The organism is Aquibacillus rhizosphaerae, from assembly GCF_030282825.1.
GTDB lineage: Bacteria > Bacillota > Bacilli > Bacillales > Amphibacillaceae > Aquibacillus_C > Aquibacillus_C rhizosphaerae.
In genome coordinates this window covers 20,605-41,151 of sequence record NZ_JASTZU010000027.1, presented here as the reverse complement: position 1 = coordinate 41,151, position 20,547 = coordinate 20,605, and the positions used below count along the sequence as shown (strand labels likewise).

The following is a 20,547-nucleotide window of genomic DNA, read 5'->3' as shown; positions in this document are numbered from 1 at the left end:
AAATAATCTATATTATTAGTTTATCCCCTATCGACAAAAAAATCTAATAAATAGTAGCCTACTCATGGAAAGTTAAGTATGGGGGAATGTTATTAATAATTTTTGAAGATTTTAAAGAAAAACTAGACATACTATTCTATTATATTATTATACAAATAAATTTAGATATTTAATTTAATTAAATATCTTGAGGAGTGAAAAAGTGACTACTTATAGACAACCCACTAAAAATATTGCTAGAAAGAAACTAATTAAAGAGTCAATTAAATATCTAACTAAAGGTAAAGATGATTCTATTTTAGTAAACGAAAAAAACTTTAGTATAATGACAGAACATTACACCAAACTTATTGACCAATTTTTAAGAAGTCAACGTAAATACTTGCCTGATAGCACATTAAGTTCAATCTTAGAAAACTGGAATTCCTTTTATAAATCTAAAGTAATTTATAAGAAACCGAGTGATTTAAAGGTACTATATTTGTCCGGTCCAGAGCCAACAAATGATTTAAAGGTGTTCTTAGAAAACGGTATTAGCCCTTATAATATTTGGGCAGTTGAAAAAGAAACCAAGTATTTTAATGACGCATTGTATGATTTAAAAAGTAATAATATTTTTATAAAAATTCATAAGGGATCTTTAAAGAGTTTTTTTGAATCTTATCCCGAAACGTTTGATATCATCTATTACGATGCGTGTAATAGTTTAATCTCAGATTCTAATAATCCATTGGATGTTCTACAAGAATTATTTTTAGGTAGGAGATTGGATTCACATTCTGTTTTAATTACTAATTTTAGTGAACCGGATATAAGCACTTGGGAAGAATGGAGCCAAATTTTTGCAAGTTGGTACTCTGTAAGAGATGAAGGCGTACCAACTTCATTATTTGAAAGTGAATTTGCGGATAAAGATTATAGATATAATAATATAAAGGAATTCGCTAAGTATACTAAAGGTAATTTACCTGAATTTTATAGTGATTTTATAAGGAGATTTATACCTATCTTTGCATCAGATATTATACCTTATTTAAGAATAATTTCTTTTGACTCCGTTAACTCAAAATTTTTTAAAGATAATAAAATACTTAATAGTTTATTAGCGGAAGAAAATGTAAGTATAGATTCCATAGAAGATTTATTAAAAAATGTACCACATCACCTACTGTCTGAATCTTCCTACCCACTATTTAACTTTGCTAGGATGATTAAGTCTTTATTTGAAGGTAAACCTAAAAATGGACTTTATAACTTTTTATTTAATAAAAAGGAAGTTGTCTTCAAATCAATACTTGTTTTCTCAATTTTAAAGAACTACGAAGAACATTATTCGGGCTATAATACATGGGTGAATAAAATATGTAAACCAAATTTAATGAAGACTATTCATGATAGTGATTTTTTTGACAAAGCAATACCTTTAACATGTGATGTTCCAATGAAAAATTTAATAATAGAATTAATTATAGGTCAATACGGATTTCCGTATATAGCTAATGCCAAAACTCAATTATCCTTAAAATATAAAGCTAAAGAAACATGGATGTATTCAGATGTATTTGTTCTTGACCAAAGCAGATATTTATATGACTTAATACCCTCTATTGATTTGTTTTCTGACTTTTTCAATCAAGACCTTTTCGACCAAATAAAAATTAGAGTATGTATAGATTTGATATTAAAAAATCATCACGACATTGATAATCACCTATTTCGGGGGGGAACCATAGAAAGTTTATATAACTTTAACAGTGTACCTTATTCTTCAATTAAAAAAAGAGAGAATATTAACAATAGCATCTAGTATGTGACAATACATTAAAATTTATAATATGAATATTGCTAACAAGTAGATTTGCCTTGCCCATTTTTTTGAGCACGAATATTAATGGGGTGAAATGGGGATATACTCCTATACAAATTGACTTGAATTCAATACAGTTGAAACATAATATATAACAACAAATTTTCTTAACCAAAAATCCCTTAAAAGTTCCGAAAACTTATATTTTGAGAAGTTATTACTAACAAGTAAATTTTCTTATTGCCTAGCTTTTGAATCTTCTATATACTATCTAATTGTTCAAAAGTTATATCTAAATTCCTTTTAAATTCTTTTTCATACTGCTGGAAAGAGAAACCGATGATAATATCACTAACTGATATACTGTTCTGTTTTAGCCATTTTTCAAATACAAAGACTATGTTTCTAGCCATCTTCAATTCTGGTACTTCATCTAATCTTCCTGGTAGTCTATGTGCAGAATGATTATTTCTCCAATCTGTTACTTTCTTCCAATAATATGAATACTCATCTTTATTTAATTTGAGTTCTGAATAAATAAAGGCTTTTAAATCCTTCGTAATTCCTAACTTTTTATAGTGTGTTTCATTATTATAAGTTCCAAAAACCATACACCATAAATTAATTGCCTGATAATAATGAGCATTTGCGGTATATACCCAAAACTCTTGCGAACCGAGATTTTTTAGCTTTTCAAGACTTCTATTTATTTGTCTATAACTTTCGTAATGAAATAAAAAATCTCTTAAAATGTATAATTGTTCTTTTAATACATTCTCATTAAATATTGGCAATTGAAACATCTCCTAATACTAGGTTTCGGTAAAAACACCTTTAGACGTAGCTATTTCCCTTATTCTACTTCTCCTAATGTCTTAATCGACAATATATCTTTGGGTTCGACAATTTGATCAGCTTTTAAAAATATCATTGGGTGGTCTTTGGGATACTCATACCTAATTGCATCAAAAATTAATAAATAATCTAGTGAATACTTTATGAAATGTTCTTGTTTTATATATAGAGAACATTCAAATCCAAATGTATCCTTATGAATATTGAATAGATTTGTTTTAAAAGAAATACCACTTGGAACAGAGATTGCCTCCCATTTAGCTTTTAGGTTTAAACCTACCACTTCACCTAAATGTTTTATAATCTCTGGGCACAATCGTATCTTATCAATATTAGTATCTTCTTTTAGCGAGTAAGAAAATAAAAAACCATTTATATTTGAATCTTTTTTATACCGTAATTCCAGGTAACGTGATGTTACTCTCTTATCCTTATATTCAAAAAATGGATATCCTTCTGAATCTAACTTAAAACTAATCCCATTATCTAACAAGAAATCTTTGAAAGAGTTATTCGTTTTTTTTGCCAGAGTTTTAAGGTTATATAAACCTCCATACTTATAGCTATCCTGGCTAATAATGGAAGCAGCATGATGAACAACAATTTCATTATAATCAAAAGTTGAGACTTTAAAATAATGTTTGATTTCTTCTATTGACACTCTGTCAAAATTTACAATTCCATGTTTGGATAATGAAAATCTATTTCTATGATCCCTTACAAAATGTCTAATCTTTGGACCAATTATTTCCTCTAAAGATTCATATATTGTTACTATGCTAGTACAGTCTAACAATTTATTCAACCTTTTCCCTCCAACCTATTTTTTACTCAGGATATCGAAATCTACGTTTATAGTAACTTTGACAAAAGATAGTGTTTAATAGTCTCCTAAAATCATTCTTATTTTTCAAAAAAGAATTTCCATAGATCTAGTATTGGACTCAAAAATTCAATGAACTTACTTTTGTTTTCATCACTTAATTGATAAAACAATGAAAAACCTGCAAAGATAGTTGCTGCTATAGATAATACAACTGTAATAATTGAAAGTACAAAAGACCTTCTTCTTAGGGAGTTGTTTGTTTTAATTTCAAGTAATCTTACAGTGTCGTCTATCAATTTTGCAAAGTGTTGAGAATGTTCATATGTTTTATCGACAATATACTTGGTGTTATCCACAACCATTTCAGTAGCACTTCTACTAATATATCTAGGTCTTGATGGTTCAAATTCAGTAATTTTACTTATCTTAGATTTTGCTCTATCAAAGTACTTATCACCAATTTCATTTCTAAATCTCTTAAGAATTTGTAAGTTTCTTTCTAAGTCATACCTTATTCTTATCAGTTTATGATAATTAGGTTTGTCATTTTTTATAGATGAAAATGTTTTATTTTGCTTTATAGCAATTTTCTCACTGGTATCAACAGCATACTCTCTCATCACCAGTATCGGCAGAAGTAAATTTACAAATTCCTCTAACATATAAACGATTTGAAAATCAATTGAGTAATATCCCGGAACCCCTTCTAATTTTGGAGTTACACATTACCTTTAATGAACTATCTATAAGATAAGGCCTTCTCCCTTCGGTAAATAGTTGCCAATACCCATCCTTGGATATATCACTAAAAGTACTATCCATTCCTATAGAATTCCAGAATGAACTTCTTTTCAATTTTCATCATGTTTAAGAGTACAAGAATATTGCTTTACCTTATAGACTTCGATACTTGGAGGAATTAGTCCCTTTTTAGTAAAATATAAGGGAAAGTATCTATTAATTTCTTTCATAGTCCTCCACTTTAATTCTATAATTAAATCTTCTAACATCTGATTCTTCACAATATCGTGTGATAAACCTTTTCCTCCCCAAAATTTTAAAATGTTCTTAAACCTAATATCAAAAGATTGACCATCTTTTATATCACTTTCTACCAACTTCTTATATTCGGTAGTAAATTCAGCTGATGGAGTTATGACAAACTGCAAGATAATTGAAGAAGATGATATATGTGTTCCGTTTATATGTATTTTTTGTACAAAATCTGAAACATTTCTTTCCTCAGTCAAGTCTATAAATCCGAAGTTACTCCAACGTCCACCTTGTATACTTTTTTTTACATCATTACAGAATTCATCTACTCGTTCTGCTTGCCCATGTTCGTAACCTAATGGATAATTCTTCACCAATTTTTTTAATCCTTTGTTCAGCTTATCAATGTCCTCAATGGGTATGTATTCAGCTACGTAAACAGAAAGCAAGTCTAGGTCGATATCTTGTGGAATTTCAGATGTACTACTCTTTTCCCTTTTCCATCCTTCTACACTAATTCTAGCTGATTCTATGACTTTTGGAATATATTTCGATTTCACCTTCCAGTTATCATCCAAAGCTATCTTCTCTATATAGGGGATAGTAAATTTAGTAAACTTTTTTTCGAACTTTTCTTTCATACTTAATCTAGTTCTACTATGTGGATTCTTTATTTCTATCATTTATACTCCCCCAAGGTAATTCTCAAACACTAATTATGTATTTGATTTATGTTTTTTTAACGCTCTATATATAGTAGCTCTGCTTATTTTAGTAATCTCACAAATCTCATTAACAGTCATTTTATTATTATCTCTTTCATAATACAGTTTAAGTGCATACTGTATTCCCTTATGACTTTGGGTGTATTTTCTTGGTCGTCCTTTATAAACACCTCGTTCTTTAGCAAGGACAATCCCTTCTATCTGTCTTTCCTTAATCATATCAGCCTCAAATTCAGCAATACCCGACAATACAGTAACCATTAACTTGCCTATAGCTGTAGTGGTATCTATCTTGTCACCACCCATATTTAAAACTACAAGTCCAACACCTTTATCATTTAATAGTTCAATAGTAGCCAACGCATCTTTTGTACTCCTGGCAAAACGATCCAATTTTGTTACTATTATTGTATCATTTTCTTCAACCTTTTCTAGCAGTCTATTAAATTCAGGTCTATCTTCTTTTTTTCTACCACTTGTCTTTTCCTTAAAAATATAATCACACTCGTATTCCTCTAACTGTTTTAGCTGTGATGATAAATTTTGGCTTATACTCGAAACTCTCGCATAACCATACCGCATTCTATCAAATCCTCTCTCCATTTATGAGATATGTATATGAGACACTTATAACCCTATTATACCAATAAATCCATTTTGTATCATTTGACTACACTCTATTGATACAAAAAAGCAGCTATTCTACCTATCAAGTTTTCTAAAAATATATGCGTGATAAAAAAACCTTTAGCTCTTATAGGTAAATATGAAGTTAAGTCTTCATTATCTCTTCTTGGCAAAATAAAAAAAGAACCCTAGAAATCCTTCCTATTAAGGGCTTCTAAGAGTTAAAAAAGAATTTATTTTATCCGCTAATATGATATATGTTAAAATGACCTTTAAATCCACATTTTTTCAAATATGTCTTGTATTGATCCACATTCCAAATGTCAAAATCATTAAAATGCCAGATAACATTCACAGTATTAATGCGTTTACAGATTTCTTCCAAATAAATAGCATCCACTTCATTAAACGAGAAACCATATGAATATATATTTGTTATATCAGCATCCGCTAAATTTTCAAAAAAATAAAATTTATATTTAAGGGCTTTTTCAGTTTCCTTCCTTAATTGTCTGTCAATACTACTTAGACCGTTCTCAGAACCGATATTACTCTGCATGTAACTTTCATAGTAATCCTCTTTGTTTCCATGACCAAAGAATATCTCTTCTTCTTGTTTTCCATGTACATGACATATATTTTCCGGATGAATATCATATACCATTTCTAATGTTTCAGTATAATTGAAGGTCAAATACTGATCTCCATCATTTAAAAGTTTTATAAAATCTCTCTTAGGGGTTGCTGTAATTAGATTAATAGAATTTACCCATTCTGAAAAGAATTCTTGTATTCTTAAAGCTGGAATGACTAAATGAGATACTAAGTCCTCATTTCTATATGATGTTTTCCACATATCTATATCCCCATCTTTATCCAAAATATCATCGTACCAATCAAATGCTTCACTAAAATCTAATTCACCTAGTGACTTTTCTATGTTACTCCACTTTTCCTCATTTTGCTCCGCAACATTAATTAAATAAAAAAGCATCGATAAAACTTCTATGTCATCATATTCTATTCCACCATCAGGTAAATCTCTTTCATTAGGCATTGTAAACTCATCAAACTTTATTTCTGGATAAATTGAAATTAGGTAATCTCTAAAATGATTGTATGATGTTTCTAACCTATGATCTAAATCGAACCCATTTCCAATTACAAAAAGATTAGCCATTATATCATTCCTTTGCCACTAGAATTAAATTTCTTACTTAGATAGTAACAAAAGAAATACAAGATTGTAATTGATATAAAGAATATTACACAACAAGTTAAATGCAGAGAATAAAGAACATTCAAAAGCAATGTTTTAATATACAAAAAAAGAAATGCTGTTGAATCAACATTCCTTTGTTCACACAACCTGTTTTTGTAAACAAAGATAAGGTTTTTATTCCCCTATCTTTGCTTTCATTGCCCGTCCTTATTTTTAACTTTATCTAGTTATTGTTTTTCTTTTAAACCAGTGAGAACATTCAGGATTCTCATCCAATACAAAAATATCAATTTCCCCACCAATAGTTTCGACCTTTTCCGTGACTTCAGCGAACCCTCTTAAATAAAATTCTAATGTTTCATCAAATGTCCAGTCGTCAGTATCCATTTGAAAATAAGGCATAATTATAGGATAGCATTCATCATCTCCTACGATAGCTTTCCTCCCACCATATTGGAATTCCTGAAAGTGAGATTGATAAGTATGAATTTTTGGTTTTGATACACCATTATCATTCTCAAATCTTGCAAATAATATTGAAAAGCGATTATGAACACTAAAAGGGTCCCGGCCAAGTTTCTCACGCAACGTTCTGTTCCACATCGTAACAAGTTCATTAAGTAACTGTTCGCTTGTAAAATTCGATAATACTGATTGATTTTGTTCTATAAAATACTCTGTAATTTGGCTATTATCAAAATACCGACTTTCACCTAAGTGGACTTTTCGTAATCCAGCATGTGCAAATACTAGGTGATTCTGAGCAGGAATAATCTTTTCTTGATCATCGTTATAGCTCACAATTTCCCCCTTATCATTATGTGCATGCTCTCGACTATCAGCCCTTACCACTGCCTTATTTTTCCATGTATAGGCTAATACCATTGTCATTAATCGGTTCCTCCATCCTCAGATTAGTTTACTTATATTCTACCATTTTTAGTGGGCTGCTCAGCTCTATATAAAATAATACAACTTACTCTATACAAAAATCATTTTCCAATTCAGCAAAACACCGTCTCTCTACTTCTTTTAAGCATTTATTTTCAGTTTAACAATATATATGAAGGCCTTGAAACATTCCAAAAGTAACAAGGTAATGTTTTGGAACTCTATCTTTTACCATCCCAAAAAGTATAGTTTTGTGCTATATATGTTGTACGTTTATTTATACTATAAGGTTTATAATCAAAGCCATCTTGTTAATGTTGCAATAGTCCTTCTTTTAATCAATATTTTGTTGTAAAACAACCAGAATTTACTTGTTTTGCGATTATTTACTTATATCAATTGCCATCCTCTGCCTTTATGCTTAATTAGTACAATTAATTAGGTTGGTGATACTATGAGGCTGATATCCTCTAAGGAATTAACTAAAGAAAATCTATTGGAAAATTTATCGTCTATTTTAGAAAAATGGGTAAGCTCATCTTCAAAAATATTAATAGAAGAAATGAAACTATCTTTTGTTGTTGATGGTGTGAAGTATGACCTAAGCAATAATGATGAAGAAGTCGTGTTTAATCTCAATTCTGAGTTAGATTTAAACACTGAAACTCCTATCATAAAAGATCATAATAGTGAAATTAATTCAGAAGTGTTTTTGGTTAATGATATAAATGAATGGATGTTTTCTATTGATCCGAATTTAAACATACCTCCTGAAATAGAAAACGAATTGGAATTTATAGGAAATACATCAAATTTTTATATTTATGATGAAGAAAAGTCTTTCCCTGTTTATTCAATTGAAAAATATTGCGTTAAACGTAAATTACAATTCTTAAAGAATTGTAATGAACAGTTCATCCCAAAATCTTTACTTGTTTCATTAATTCCTCTAAACAGTATTGAAAAAATTCCAACTGCCGCAATATATTTTTCAGATAATGAATTTCATAATTGTGTGCACCTAAGCGATATAGAAAATATTTTAGATACAAAAATTTATACAAACCTGAAGGATAAATTTTCATTAGTAACTGAGGATTCCATTAACAAATCCAAATTAATTAAACACCTCAAATCAATTGAACCTGTTGGAATGTTTTTCAGATGGAGCCCTTTTAACGACAACCATCTTCAGAATGTTTTTGATATATATTCAACAATGGAAGAAAACGGATTGTGCCTTGTAAGTAATAAGGAATTTGACGAAAAACGCTTGATTGATTATTTGTCTGAAAGCCATTTAAACTACTTTCCTAAAGAATTGAAGGTAAAAGAAAAAGCAGTAATTCACGGTGCAAGATTAGTAGATGATTATTTTTCAAGGGAACTCCGTCTAATTTATAAGACGGACCAAATTCTTAGCAAATGTACAACCCTTATACATGAAAAGGACTTAAACAATAAACATTTCCGATGTCCAATCGCCCTTCTACACAAACTTAAAGGGGAATTTAGTAGCCAAGAAAAGATGGAGGAGTATAATAAACTTTCCCCTACTGGCTTTACTACGAATAATGAATTGATATTTGACAGTATTCCTTCTAATATTCAGGAAATTATGAACCTGTATATATTAGAATATAAAGAGAAAGAAAAATTAGCTGAAATAAAAAAAACTAAAGCTAAATTAAAACAACCTGATTAATGCTATTAATGGCATACTGAAATCAACAAGATTATAAGGCATGTAGAACAAAAATTTAAAAACGTATATTTGACTCATTTAATCAAGAAAGGATAAAGAGTATTAATTAATTTCTCCTTATCCTTTCTAAAAGTCAACTTGCTTTCTCGTTGCTAATTTTTGACATTTTTGTAGTTAGCACATTCCGAATAGAAGAAACGGAATTTCTTTTTAATATACAATTGATGTGCTTCGGCAATATTAGCAACACATGAAGTTGCTTGCTTTCTCATTTCGCTTACAAGGTTCTTTTCCTTCCAATACTCTTTTTTTCTTGTGACTTCGTATATCTTTTCTACCAACAGCAAAGCATTATTATATGCTCCAAAGTTTCTTACATTAGGTGTGTATGGGTTGGGAAAATCTAATACTTTCCCCTCTTTTTCTTTAATATTGGATAAGGTTTTCGTCAGAATACTTACCACTTGATCAATCATGTTATCCAATTCCTCGAATTGAGTCTTGGTGATATACTTCTGTCCCAATGAGACTTTGAGCCATGCAGATGTTTCTTTTGCTGAGCCTATTGCAATACTGTATTGGTTAAATTTTTCTCGAACATAGATTTGCTCCCCTATTTGTATACTTTTTTTAATCGACTCTGCACTTCTCTCAATTTGTTTAACAATATGATCAACCTCGAAGGAGGGGAAGTTCTTACATAGTTCAATTATTCTTTTTTCTATTTCCTTTGCCTTCTTATAACCAATAAATTGTTTTACATCTCTTACTTCTAGGGTAGGTTGCTGTTTCTGTCGAGGGATAATTTTTTTTGAGGATTTTGATGGCGTCATTGCACACGCATCATTGAAAGGAGGGATTTGGATGAGATCTTCGAGATTATCGTATATTTGATCAACTCTGTACTTATTCAAGTAGTAGTCAATTACAATTCCCTCAAATTCAGTTATATCTTTTAGATCTTTGAGAATCCAAATTAATCCTTTCTCAGCTAGTTTATTTAGTGTTTCACCAACGTCCATGATGCTGTAATTAGACAATTCTCTTTCATTTCGATACCAGTTTTGTATTTCTTCTACTTTTTTATTCAATCTTCATTCGACTCCTTTTCTTTATAAAGTATAGATTTTTTTCTTCTTTATACTTCTATTGTACTGCCTCGTTTCTTTAATAAATAGTTTATTAGGTTCAACCATGTTCTAGCATTATTTATGAAACTTATGAAATTATCACACTTACTAGAACCATACTAATATGAATTTATCTTATATTTATGATTATGGTGCATAGTATAAATTGTTAAATCTATTAAACAAAGGAAGTGGTTTTACATGAAAGAACAGATCTTGATTGCCATAGATTGCGGCAAATCAAATAGCAAGGCTCTAGCAAAATATAAAGGTAATACTTACACAACAACTTTTCCAACGAGAATGCAACAAGTTAAAAGGTTTGGGGTAGAAATTCAACCGAATTCCTATCTAGTCGAGTTCAATGGAGATGAATTTCTTCTTGGCGAAATGGTCTCTGAAAGTTATTCTGATTTCAACTTAAACAAGAATTCCCTCATCCATAAAATAGCCATTTACACAGCCATTACTCGTCTTCTCCAAAAGGCAAATGCTCCAAGTAATGTTGATATTCGCTTAGCTGTCAATGTACCAATCACCACTTACAAGGATTCCATTCAAAAAAGGAACTTTAAATCTATGGTTGAAAATGAGAATCGAACAATCCACTTAATCGTAAATGGAAAAGCATTCTCATTTGACTTGTCGGATGTTACGATTGCATTTGAAGGAATGGGTGAAGTATACGCCAAACCTGAAAAATACAGAAAAGGATATACAACAGTGATAGATGTAGGAGGCTTAAACTGCACATTTTGCCAGTTCAAAGGCGTGCAGCCCATGGTTAACACGATGATCTCGTCAGATTTAGGGATTAACATTTTAAAGGGAAAAATTGGAAAATATATCAATGAACGTTATGGACTTTCTGTTTCTTCTGATGATCTGGAACACGTATTGCGATGTGGATACTTTGCAAGTAAAGGAGAAATCTTTGAAGAAAGCAAGGTGTTTATTGAAGAACTAAAGTATGATCACCTGCAACAAATCGTACAATTTGCCAAGAGTCGTGGATATACTTTCAATATGTCAGACATCCACTTTGTAGGAGGTGGATCCATTACTCTAAGAAGGTACATTAAGCAACTATTTTCCCATGCAGTCATTATCGACAATCCCCTCTACAGCAATTGCCTCTCTTTCCTAAAAATTCTCGAGGTCAAATATGCCTAATGCCAGATATACCATCAGCATCCTCTCTAAAGACTCTGATTTGATTCAGTACATTGAGAACAAAAGAAAGTCAATTGGATTAAGTGCCTATATTCGGGAATTGATTCGAAAAGACATGGAAAAACAAGATACCTCAGATTTAGAGCAAATATATGAATATGTAGCAAAACGAATTAAGGAAGATGGGTATATCTCACCAGAATTAAGTGCTCAAAAAGTGAATGAGCTTATTGATGAGCAAGATAAGGATATTATCAAGGACCTCTTCTAATTCTTCACACTAGAAAAGGACCCCAAACGCAGGGTCCTTTTCTAGTGTGGTTTATCACTGTGTTAATTTATGAAACTGTCCGCTCATTTAAGCCATCGTAAACTTCTTCAAACATATCATCCATAATAAACGATCTAAATTCACCGTTTTCTAACATCTTCATAAAGAAATTTTCATTTTGCGACATTCTCGAAATAACAAAATCCAAAAATGCTTTTTGGTAGGAAAATTTAAAATTCTCCCGTGTATTATTCTGTGCTTTTTGAGCCAAGTCCTCATTATTTATCATATCTTCTTTTATCTGATCTCGAGATAATTTATCTGTTTCTGAAAACTCTGTACCAAATCGATCATTAAGTCTGTCAATAATAGAAGAAAGTCTTTCTTTTTCCTCTTCTCCTGATTGTCCTTTCCCATGACTTTGGGGTTTTAATTTGGTTTCTCCATCAGGATTGAGTGATATGTTACCTTCAAATACTTTTTCGTTACGATAGTATTGCAGTGCAACATCATCTGCCAAATACACTCCGTCAGAAACGTTTTTAGGTAGTTTTCTTAATAGATAATTTAGATATACATATAACTTGTGAAGATCAATATCTGCAAATGGCCCTATCTGCAAAATAAAAGCATATGTTCTAACAAATTTAGTAGAGGCTCCCTTAAAGTCTTCTTGCTGCTCTTTTGATAATTCCTTGTTATAACGATTCACGGCTTTGTCCAGGATAAAATTCAACTTTTCCTGTGTCTTACTTGTCTTCTTTTTCTCACTAAATTCTAATGTACAAACCTCTTCGATTTCTTCCTTTGTGTACACCTGACAAGCATCTAATTCTCTTTCTAAATCATAGAGCAAGTTAGGATCCGTTGTACTTTCTAATCCCGTAACTTCGTAATATGGTTGAAAGGCTTTTTGTATATCTTCTGCCTCATTCACAAAATCAAGTACAAAGGTATCATTTTTACCCTTACAAGTTCTGTTTAGCCTAGAAAGTGTTTGTACAGCCTTTATTCCGTCTAGTGGCTTATCTACATACATAGAGTGAAGTAACGGTTCATCAAAACCTGTTTGGTACTTCTCCGCAACCAATAGAACTTGATAATTATCCGTATGAAACTTATCTGATAATTCTTTTTCTCCAAAACCGTTCATATCAGGTTCCGTATATGGCACACCTTTATCCTCAACTGTTCCTGAAAAAGCTACTAAAGTGTTTAAATCGCCATAGCCATTTGCTTTGATATACTTATCAAATGCTTGTTTATATCTTACTGCGTGAAGACGGCTCCCTGTAACCACCATAGCCTTAGCATGACCGCCAATCTTATGCCTAGTCACTTGTCGAAAGTGTTCCACAATAATTTCAGTTTTCTGAGCTATGTTATGTGGATGTAAAGATACATACTTCGCTATTTGCCTTGTTGCTTTTTTACTAGAAACTTCTGGATCATCTTCAATACTTTTGGCCACTTTATAGAAGGTTTTATATGTTGTATAATTCTTTAATACATCTAAAATGAAACCTTCTTCAATTGCTTGTCGCATAGAGTAGACGTGGAAAGCATGTGGTATTCCCTCTTTATCATAGGTTCCAAACCTTTCAATCGTTTTCGGTTTTGGTGTTGCAGTAAAGGCGAAGTAAGAGATATTATCTTGTTTTCCACTTTTTGCAATTGTCTCTGCAATTTTCTCATCTACGTCTTCTAAGTTCTCTTCTGCTAGTCTATCAGCCTCAAAAGCATCTTCTAACGATTTATCCGATAAGATGTTAGTCATTGCTGTCGAAGCCTTTCCACCCTGAGATGAATGAGCTTCATCTATTACTATTCCATATTTACCAGCAGAAAACTTCACTAGCTTTTCTATAATAAACGGGAACTTCTGCAAGGTAGTGATAATCACCCTAGTTCCTCCAGCAATAGCGTTAGCCAATTGGGTTGAATCTTTATCTATTTTCTCTACCATTCCCGCTTTATGCTCTAATTGATAGACAGCATCTTGTAGCTGCTTATCTAACACTCTTCTATCTGTAATGATAATAACGCTTGTAAACATTGCGTTATCTCCTTCATCATGGAGTTTAGCAAGACGATGAGCTAACCAAGAAATACTATTCGTCTTACCGCTACCCGCACTATGTTGAATCAAGTAGTTTTGACCAATTCCTTTCTCTTTCACATTTAGCTCTATCTTCCTAACTGCATCCAACTGATGGTAGCGGGGAAAGATAACCGTTTCTCTTTTATCTATAATTTCTCCAGTGGAATCCAATATGTCTTCTTGATTAACATAGACAAATCGAAAGAGAATATCTAGTAAGCTATCTTTTTGAAGAATATCATTCCATAAGTACGATGTGCGGTAGTCATTATAGACAATAGGGTTACCTTTCCCTCCATCGTTTCCTCTATTGAAAGGCAAAAAGAATGTTTTTTCTCGATTAAGCTGTGTTGTCATGTAAACTTCATCCGTGTCTACAGCAAAGTAAACAATTGCTCGTTTCTTGAACTGGAACAATAACTCCCTAGGGTCTCGGTCTTTCATGAACTGATTCTTTGAATTGTCTACTGTTTGATTGGTTAGTTGGTTCTTCAGTTCCATAACAACAATAGGCAATCCATTCAACAAAAGAAGCATATCAATACTATTGTTATTTTTACTGCTGTAATAAACTTGTCTGCTAACGGCAAAGATGTTTTTACCGTACAAATCAATAAGCATTTGATTCATATCACTAACCGGCTTATTGTATGCCAGTTTTAGGGTTACACCATAATCCTTCACTCCATGCCTCAAACAATCAATCATTCCACGTTTATCAAGTTCTTTTTGTACTCGGTCTAAAATCTTCTTTTTGTATTGGTCTTTATAGGCTTTTCGTAAACGTTCCAGTGATTTTGGTTGTGACTTCTCCAGAAATTCGAAAAAAGTCTCTACATCAATTGCGTACTTTCTAAAATCATCTAAGGCTTGACCAGAAATGGTTCGTTGATTATAACCTGAATAAATCAGATTCGCTTCTATATTAGCTTCAAAACCTTTTTCAGAATAGTCAATGCTCACCTTCTCACCCCCTTTCTTTTACATATTTACAATCTGCTCTATACGGTCAACATCCCAAATTCGTTTACAAATCTCTTTATATAATTGCTGTCTTTCTAATAGTTGATCCTTATTAAATTCATCATAAGGCATAAAGTCTAAATTACTCTCCTGCATAAACCGTAAAAATAGCGGGTTATTAGTATAGCAATTTTGATTTAGAGTCCTCGCCAATAGATTTTCACTGTCGTACTTCACGACCTTTTTATCATAGCTCATTGCTTGAAAACTTCTGTTCTTATCTTTAGACAAAATTAATAGACCACTAAAGCTATTCCTATACTCTCTAAATTCATCTTCTGTACTGAATTCAAGCTGATGCTTCCCTTGTGTATAATCATCTGCCCAAATATGCTCTATGTCATAAGGATTCTTTTGTTGACGATTTACATAATCACTGAATCTAATGTTTATCCCACTTTGCTGTTCAACATAATAAGTCATTCTGGATAAAATGTGTAACATGTACCTCCTGGTAAACTGATTCAAATAAAAATAATCAATTCCATCTAAGGTTTGTTCCATATTTCCAATATAATCTATAAGTATTTGAGCAAGCTCCTCTGCCGTCTTCCTTCGAATTGCTTTTGTCAAATTAAAAATTGTGTACCTAATAGAAGAATAATCAACTGTTTTGAAATTAAAAACACGCTGAGCAATATATTGATCTATAAAACAAGAGACCATTTTTATTTTCTTATCTATTATCTGTGTACTGTCACTTGGAGAAATAGATGCTAGGATTAATTGATATTGTAGAGTGAAACCTCTATCTGCGTTATAGAACACGCAATCATAATCATTGTGAAATTCTCTTGAATATTTCTTCAACCGTATATAAATGTCTGAGAACGTCTGAAATTCGTCCATAATAATATATTCGAAATCTTGGCTATTACTAAGGCCAATCACAGACTTATTTTCCCTTACCCACTTATGGAAAGTAGTCCCTATAATCTCAAAATCCTTATTTTCAGCATCCCTTTTACCTTCTCTAATTGTTTCAGCGTACTGGGACCTTAACCAATTTTTTATAAAATCAGCGTCCCCATCTTTTTCTATATCTTTTAATTTAAGGATTTTATCTTTCCATAGATCATTAGCTTCGTTTCTGACACTATTATGATTTATTTCCGATAATAAATATCCCTTTAACATTTCAGTAGGCGTTAGTCTAAGTCCACGGTCATTCATACTAACGAATATTTTATGAGCATCTTGTTCTGAGTCTGTCTTTATCTCAATGAATACAACTTTCTCTATTAACCATTCAATAAAAACAGGAAGGGCACCTCCTTTTAAATAATCATCGGGAAACAAAACCTCAATATCTTGATAGCGATTATATAGATTAATGACACTTTCCGATGTTTCATTAGTTAAATCATAGTAACCATTGTCATATAAACCCTCTAAACATTTTTCTCTCTCTTCCACATTAATGCAGAAGGTCTTCTCTCCATATTTTTCGGAATAAATCAGATTATCAATGTTTACCTTCTGTGTACCTACTTGATGTTGCAAATTGTTTAGGTATATAAGAAAGAGTGTTGTTGATGATAATCGTTGTTGACCATCAATAATAGCATTATCATTTGTTAGAATAATAGGGCCTAAGAAATAATCACCATACTGCTCCACATCTCTTTGCATATGTCCCTCTTGATAAAACTCGAAGAATTCATTTGTCAGGTCTTCTATCAATTCTTCTATTTGCTTCTTCTCCCAACCATATTCTCGTTGATAGTATTGAACTGTATATCGGTTATTAAAGAGAGTTCTTACGTTCGTTGCATTACCTGTAATCTTGTTCATGCAATCACACCTCTTCACCTTTATAGTTCCGCAAATCAATTTTTCCTGTCACTGCTTCATAGATGAGAGATTGACGGTATTCTTTTACTTTTTCAATTTGACTCCTAGTGTCCGATATTACAAAATCAATATCATTGGTTATTTCATTAAGGTATTTTACAATTGCCTTTTGTTCATCAATCCCTGGTAATGGGTAAGTAAAGTTAACGAATGTTTCTTGATATAAGTGTTTGATAGTTGAACCAGTTTCCATATATTTAATGTATCTATCAAATATATTGGAAGACAAAACCCAATACATGTATTCAGTCAAATACTTTTCATTTGAGCATCTAGTAACAAATATCCCACTATTCAAAATTGCCTTTTCAGGCTTATTCTTCACAGTAGCAACCTTTCCAATAGTACCATCCTTTGTGATTAGTAGATCATTTTCCTTTAATTGAATGGCTGGTGCTTCATTGAACCTTTCTTCACTAATATGATAACAAGTATTCCAATTCACCAACCCATTAACAAAATCTGTACCCGTAACAAGATAAGGACCTTCGTCAATGAATTCATCTGATCGAAGTCCTTGCCAACCAATTCTTCCTTTTACATAAGTGCTATATTTTACTTTATTCTTCTCCCAATGCTCCGGTATCTCCCCAATCCAATCCACACCTGAATTTTTCATTTTCATATCGGGATTCAACCCTTTTGTCACCGCCTCAGTAATAATTGCTTGACGTTTTTCCTCAAGTAATTCAATTAACTTTTCTTTATCAGTGATGAGCAAATCGATTTTAGAAGTTTTTTCATCTAAGAATTTCACTATTTCTCTCTGATTTTCTATAGAAGGGATGGCTATTTCTATATTAGATAATACTTTATTCGACAATTGCTTTTGAGCAGTTCCATAAGCAAAAAAATCTAAACAATTAAACCATGCTTTTGTTCTAGTATAATAAAATAAATATCTTGGTAACAACAAGCATTGTTTAGGTCTTATAATCATCATCTGAGCATTTATAAATGCTGTCTTATACTTAGAAATAACAAACAATCCAGCAGACCCAATTGTTCCCCTAACAGAGACAATTAAGTCCCCGTTTTTTAGTTTTCCCTGCCTTAGTCGAGAAAATTTCTCCTCGGTGATATACCTTACTTTGTTAAATGTTAAGCCTCGTTCGTTCAAATTCTCTCCTGATAAAAATGGAATTCCTTCATTCACTAAATTCTTATCATTTGGATATTCTGTTCCCCTATCACCATCAATAATTTTTGCAATATATTTAATCTTTTTAATTGACCAATTTGTAGGGACATTACCCAACCATTCAATGCCACTACCTTTATAGGCTGTGGAGTTCTTTACTTTTTCCATTACCCCATCACCTTCTTCAACTTCTCCAAAATACTCTCTTCTAACTCTTTTATCTCTTCTTTTATCTCGTCCGAACTTCTTAATTCTGTATATTCATAAAAGTGACGTGTAAAAGGAATTTCGTAACCTACTTTTGTCTTAGATTCATCAATCCAAGCATTTGGAACATGTGGTGTTACTTCTCTTTCAAAGTAATCTTGAATAGAGTCTTTCAATGGTACAATCTCTGTATCACGTAAATCAGCATCTGGTTCAGGGTTCCCTTTACTATCCAAACAAACATCAGCAGTCTCATCTTTATCAGATAACGCAGTTAGAATAGCTTTACATAAAGGGGCACCGATCTTTATATCGTTTTCTTTAAATTTCTTCTTCAGTTTTTTCGTGAACTCTTCTCTATTCTTATATGTCTCGTCCGATTTTATTGATAATAAGGCATCCACTATGTCTTTTTGCTGTTGTTCACCTAACTCTATCGCCTCTAAACCAGCTTCGCCTTTTTTCTTAGACTTTGCTAAGTTAGCAAAAGCAGTCTGATTATTTAATTCTTCTACTCTTTCTTCGTTAATCTCGAAATTTAAACGTAACGGTCTTTCTACTGTAATCTTTTGATAGCCAAAGTCTTCATTATCAAAAATTTTTACCTGTTTACCTTCTTTAAAGTCACCATACAATCTAATAATTTCATTAATATGTTCTTCTGTTAATTCCTTACGCTTACTACCCAAACTCTTTCTCATTTTTTGATAGAACTCTACAGCATTTACAAGTTGGATTTTCCCTTTACGAAATGGACTCTTGTTATTAGTTAGTATCCATACATAAGTTGAAATCCCAGTATTATAGAAAAGGTCCGTTGGCATAGCAACAATTCCTTCAACCAGATCGTTCTCAATTAAATATCTCCGTATTTCAGACTCACCACTACCCGCATCACCAGTAAATAAAGGAGACCCATTCATGATAATGGCAAGACGGGATCCCTTTGGATTATCTTCTGTTACAGGTTTCATCTTAGATACAAGGTGTTGTAGGAAAAGAAGTTGTCCATCACTAATACGTGGTAAGCCTGCTCCAAACCTTCCGTTATAACCCTTTTCCTCATATTCAGCCTTCACCGCTTTCTCAGCTGGCTTCCATTCCACTCCATAAGGCGGATTAGTTATTAGATAGTCAAAAGTCATTTCAGAAAAGGCATCATTTGATAAAGTATTCCCAAACCGAATATTCTTGGCTTCCTCACCCTTTATCAAAACATCTGCCTTACTAATCGCATATGATTCCTCGTTAAATTCTTGAGCAAAAAATTCTAATTCTGCTGTCGGGTTTAGTTCTTTTAAATATTCTTGAGCAACGGATCCCATACCCCCTGTACCTGCACATGAATCGTATAATGTTTGTGTTATACCTTGCTTCGTCAAGATATCTTCATCATCTAAGAATAATAGACTTACCATCAGACGCACGACCTCACGAGGAGTGTAGTGATCACCAGCCTCTGCATGCTCACTGAAACGACGAATTAACTCTTCAAATATGTATCCCATTTCTACATTAGATACGACACTTGGATGTAAGTCTATATCACTAAACCGTTTTACAACAAGGTATAGCAAATCGTTACGCTCCATCTTATCTATCTGCTTATCAAAATCGAAATACTCGATGATGTCTCTTGCTGTCTTAGAAAACCCATTTATATAATCTCGCAAGTTATCAGCTATGTTATCTGCATCACTTAGTAATTTAGAAAAGTCATATTTACTTACATTACTAAATCTTTGTTTTGCCACTCTATTAAGTATTTCATCTCTTGACTCTTCTGGGATATCCTTAAATTGCTCATACTGATTTAGCACCTCTTCTTTTGTGCTATCCAACACGCTGTCAAAACGTCTTAATACAGCCATCGGTAAAACTACTTTCCCATAGTCTTCAGGCTTATACGGTCCTCTTAGCAACTCTGCTATAGACCAAATAAACGAAACCTTTTCTTGAAAATTAATCATCCAAATTGCTCCTTTATGTTAAATAA

The 20,547-nt window shown here is 32.0% G+C and carries 16 protein-coding genes; 4 read left to right on the top strand and 12 right to left on the bottom strand.

Annotated features, from left to right (window positions below):
- Positions 1-202 precede the first annotated feature (202 nt).
- Positions 203-1,807 (top strand): hypothetical protein, encoded by a 1,605-nt coding sequence (locus tag QQS35_RS07855; RefSeq protein WP_285931383.1) that lies wholly within the window; start codon positions 203-205, stop codon positions 1,805-1,807.
- Positions 1,808-2,067: 260 nt separating this feature from the next.
- Here QQS35_RS07855 and QQS35_RS07850 read toward each other — a convergent pair whose 3' ends face one another.
- From QQS35_RS07850 to QQS35_RS07820, 7 genes are all read right to left on the bottom strand, one after another.
- Positions 2,068-2,601 (bottom strand): hypothetical protein, encoded by a 534-nt coding sequence (locus QQS35_RS07850; RefSeq protein ID WP_285931382.1) that lies wholly within the window; start codon positions 2,599-2,601, stop codon positions 2,068-2,070.
- Positions 2,602-2,660: 59 nt separating this feature from the next.
- A complete protein-coding gene (locus tag QQS35_RS07845; RefSeq protein WP_285931381.1) occupies positions 2,661-3,467 on the bottom strand; it encodes a hypothetical protein in 807 nt (268 codons plus the stop codon).
- 98 nt (positions 3,468-3,565) lie between these two features.
- Positions 3,566-4,108: a hypothetical protein gene (locus QQS35_RS07840; RefSeq protein ID WP_285931380.1), complete on the bottom strand. Its 543-nt coding sequence runs from the start codon at positions 4,106-4,108 to the stop codon at positions 3,566-3,568.
- Between the two features lie 231 nt (positions 4,109-4,339).
- Positions 4,340-5,164: a hypothetical protein gene (locus tag QQS35_RS07835; RefSeq protein WP_285931379.1), complete on the bottom strand. Its 825-nt coding sequence runs from the start codon at positions 5,162-5,164 to the stop codon at positions 4,340-4,342.
- 33 nt (positions 5,165-5,197) lie between these two features.
- On the bottom strand, positions 5,198-5,788 hold the full coding sequence (locus tag QQS35_RS07830) for a recombinase family protein (RefSeq protein WP_285931378.1): 591 nt from the start codon (positions 5,786-5,788) through the stop codon (positions 5,198-5,200).
- 283 nt (positions 5,789-6,071) lie between these two features.
- Entirely contained in the window at positions 6,072-7,013 is a 942-nt protein-coding gene (locus tag QQS35_RS07825) for a bacteriophage abortive infection AbiH family protein (RefSeq protein WP_285931377.1), read from the bottom strand.
- Between the two features lie 261 nt (positions 7,014-7,274).
- Positions 7,275-7,946 carry a hypothetical protein gene (locus QQS35_RS07820; protein WP_285931376.1) on the bottom strand — a complete coding sequence of 224 codons (672 nt, stop codon included), beginning with the start codon at positions 7,944-7,946 and terminating at the stop codon, positions 7,275-7,277.
- Positions 7,947-8,400: 454 nt separating this feature from the next.
- Here QQS35_RS07820 and QQS35_RS07815 point away from each other — a divergent pair, with 454 nt between their 5' ends.
- Positions 8,401-9,651, top strand: coding sequence for a hypothetical protein (locus QQS35_RS07815; protein ID WP_285931375.1), 1,251 nt, complete (start codon positions 8,401-8,403; stop codon positions 9,649-9,651).
- A gap of 152 nt (positions 9,652-9,803) precedes the next feature.
- Here the strand turns inward: QQS35_RS07815 and QQS35_RS07810 are convergent, their stop codons facing one another.
- Positions 9,804-10,742, bottom strand: a complete 939-nt coding sequence (locus tag QQS35_RS07810) for a four helix bundle protein (RefSeq protein ID WP_285931374.1) — start codon at positions 10,740-10,742, stop codon at positions 9,804-9,806.
- A 240-nt stretch (positions 10,743-10,982) separates the two neighbouring features.
- On the opposite strand from QQS35_RS07810, the gene QQS35_RS07805 reads away from it, so the two are divergent.
- Together QQS35_RS07805 and QQS35_RS07800 are read left to right on the top strand one after the other, a co-directional pair.
- On the top strand, positions 10,983-11,954 hold the full coding sequence (locus QQS35_RS07805) for a ParM/StbA family protein (protein ID WP_285931373.1): 972 nt from the start codon (positions 10,983-10,985) through the stop codon (positions 11,952-11,954).
- Positions 11,947-12,225 carry a hypothetical protein gene (locus tag QQS35_RS07800; RefSeq protein WP_285931372.1) on the top strand — a complete coding sequence of 93 codons (279 nt, stop codon included), beginning with the start codon at positions 11,947-11,949 and terminating at the stop codon, positions 12,223-12,225. The genes QQS35_RS07805 and QQS35_RS07800 overlap by 8 nt, the downstream gene beginning before the upstream one ends.
- A gap of 67 nt (positions 12,226-12,292) precedes the next feature.
- On the opposite strand, the gene QQS35_RS07795 is transcribed toward QQS35_RS07800, so the two are convergent.
- Genes QQS35_RS07795 through QQS35_RS07780 form a run of 4 tightly spaced genes read right to left on the bottom strand, consistent with a single transcriptional unit; the run spans position 12,293 to position 20,521 of the window.
- Complete coding sequence (locus tag QQS35_RS07795; protein ID WP_285931371.1) at positions 12,293-15,289, bottom strand: type I restriction endonuclease subunit R; 2,997 nt, start codon at positions 15,287-15,289, stop codon at positions 12,293-12,295.
- Between the two features lie 18 nt (positions 15,290-15,307).
- Positions 15,308-17,143: a DUF262 domain-containing protein gene (locus QQS35_RS07790; RefSeq protein WP_285931370.1), complete on the bottom strand. Its 1,836-nt coding sequence runs from the start codon at positions 17,141-17,143 to the stop codon at positions 15,308-15,310.
- A gap of 4 nt (positions 17,144-17,147) precedes the next feature.
- Entirely contained in the window at positions 17,148-18,512 is a 1,365-nt protein-coding gene (locus QQS35_RS07785) for a restriction endonuclease subunit S (protein ID WP_285931369.1), read from the bottom strand.
- Positions 18,512-20,521, bottom strand: coding sequence for a type I restriction-modification system subunit M (locus tag QQS35_RS07780; RefSeq protein ID WP_285931368.1), 2,010 nt, complete (start codon positions 20,519-20,521; stop codon positions 18,512-18,514). The genes QQS35_RS07785 and QQS35_RS07780 overlap by 1 nt, the downstream gene beginning before the upstream one ends.
- Positions 20,522-20,547: the final 26 nt, after the last annotated feature.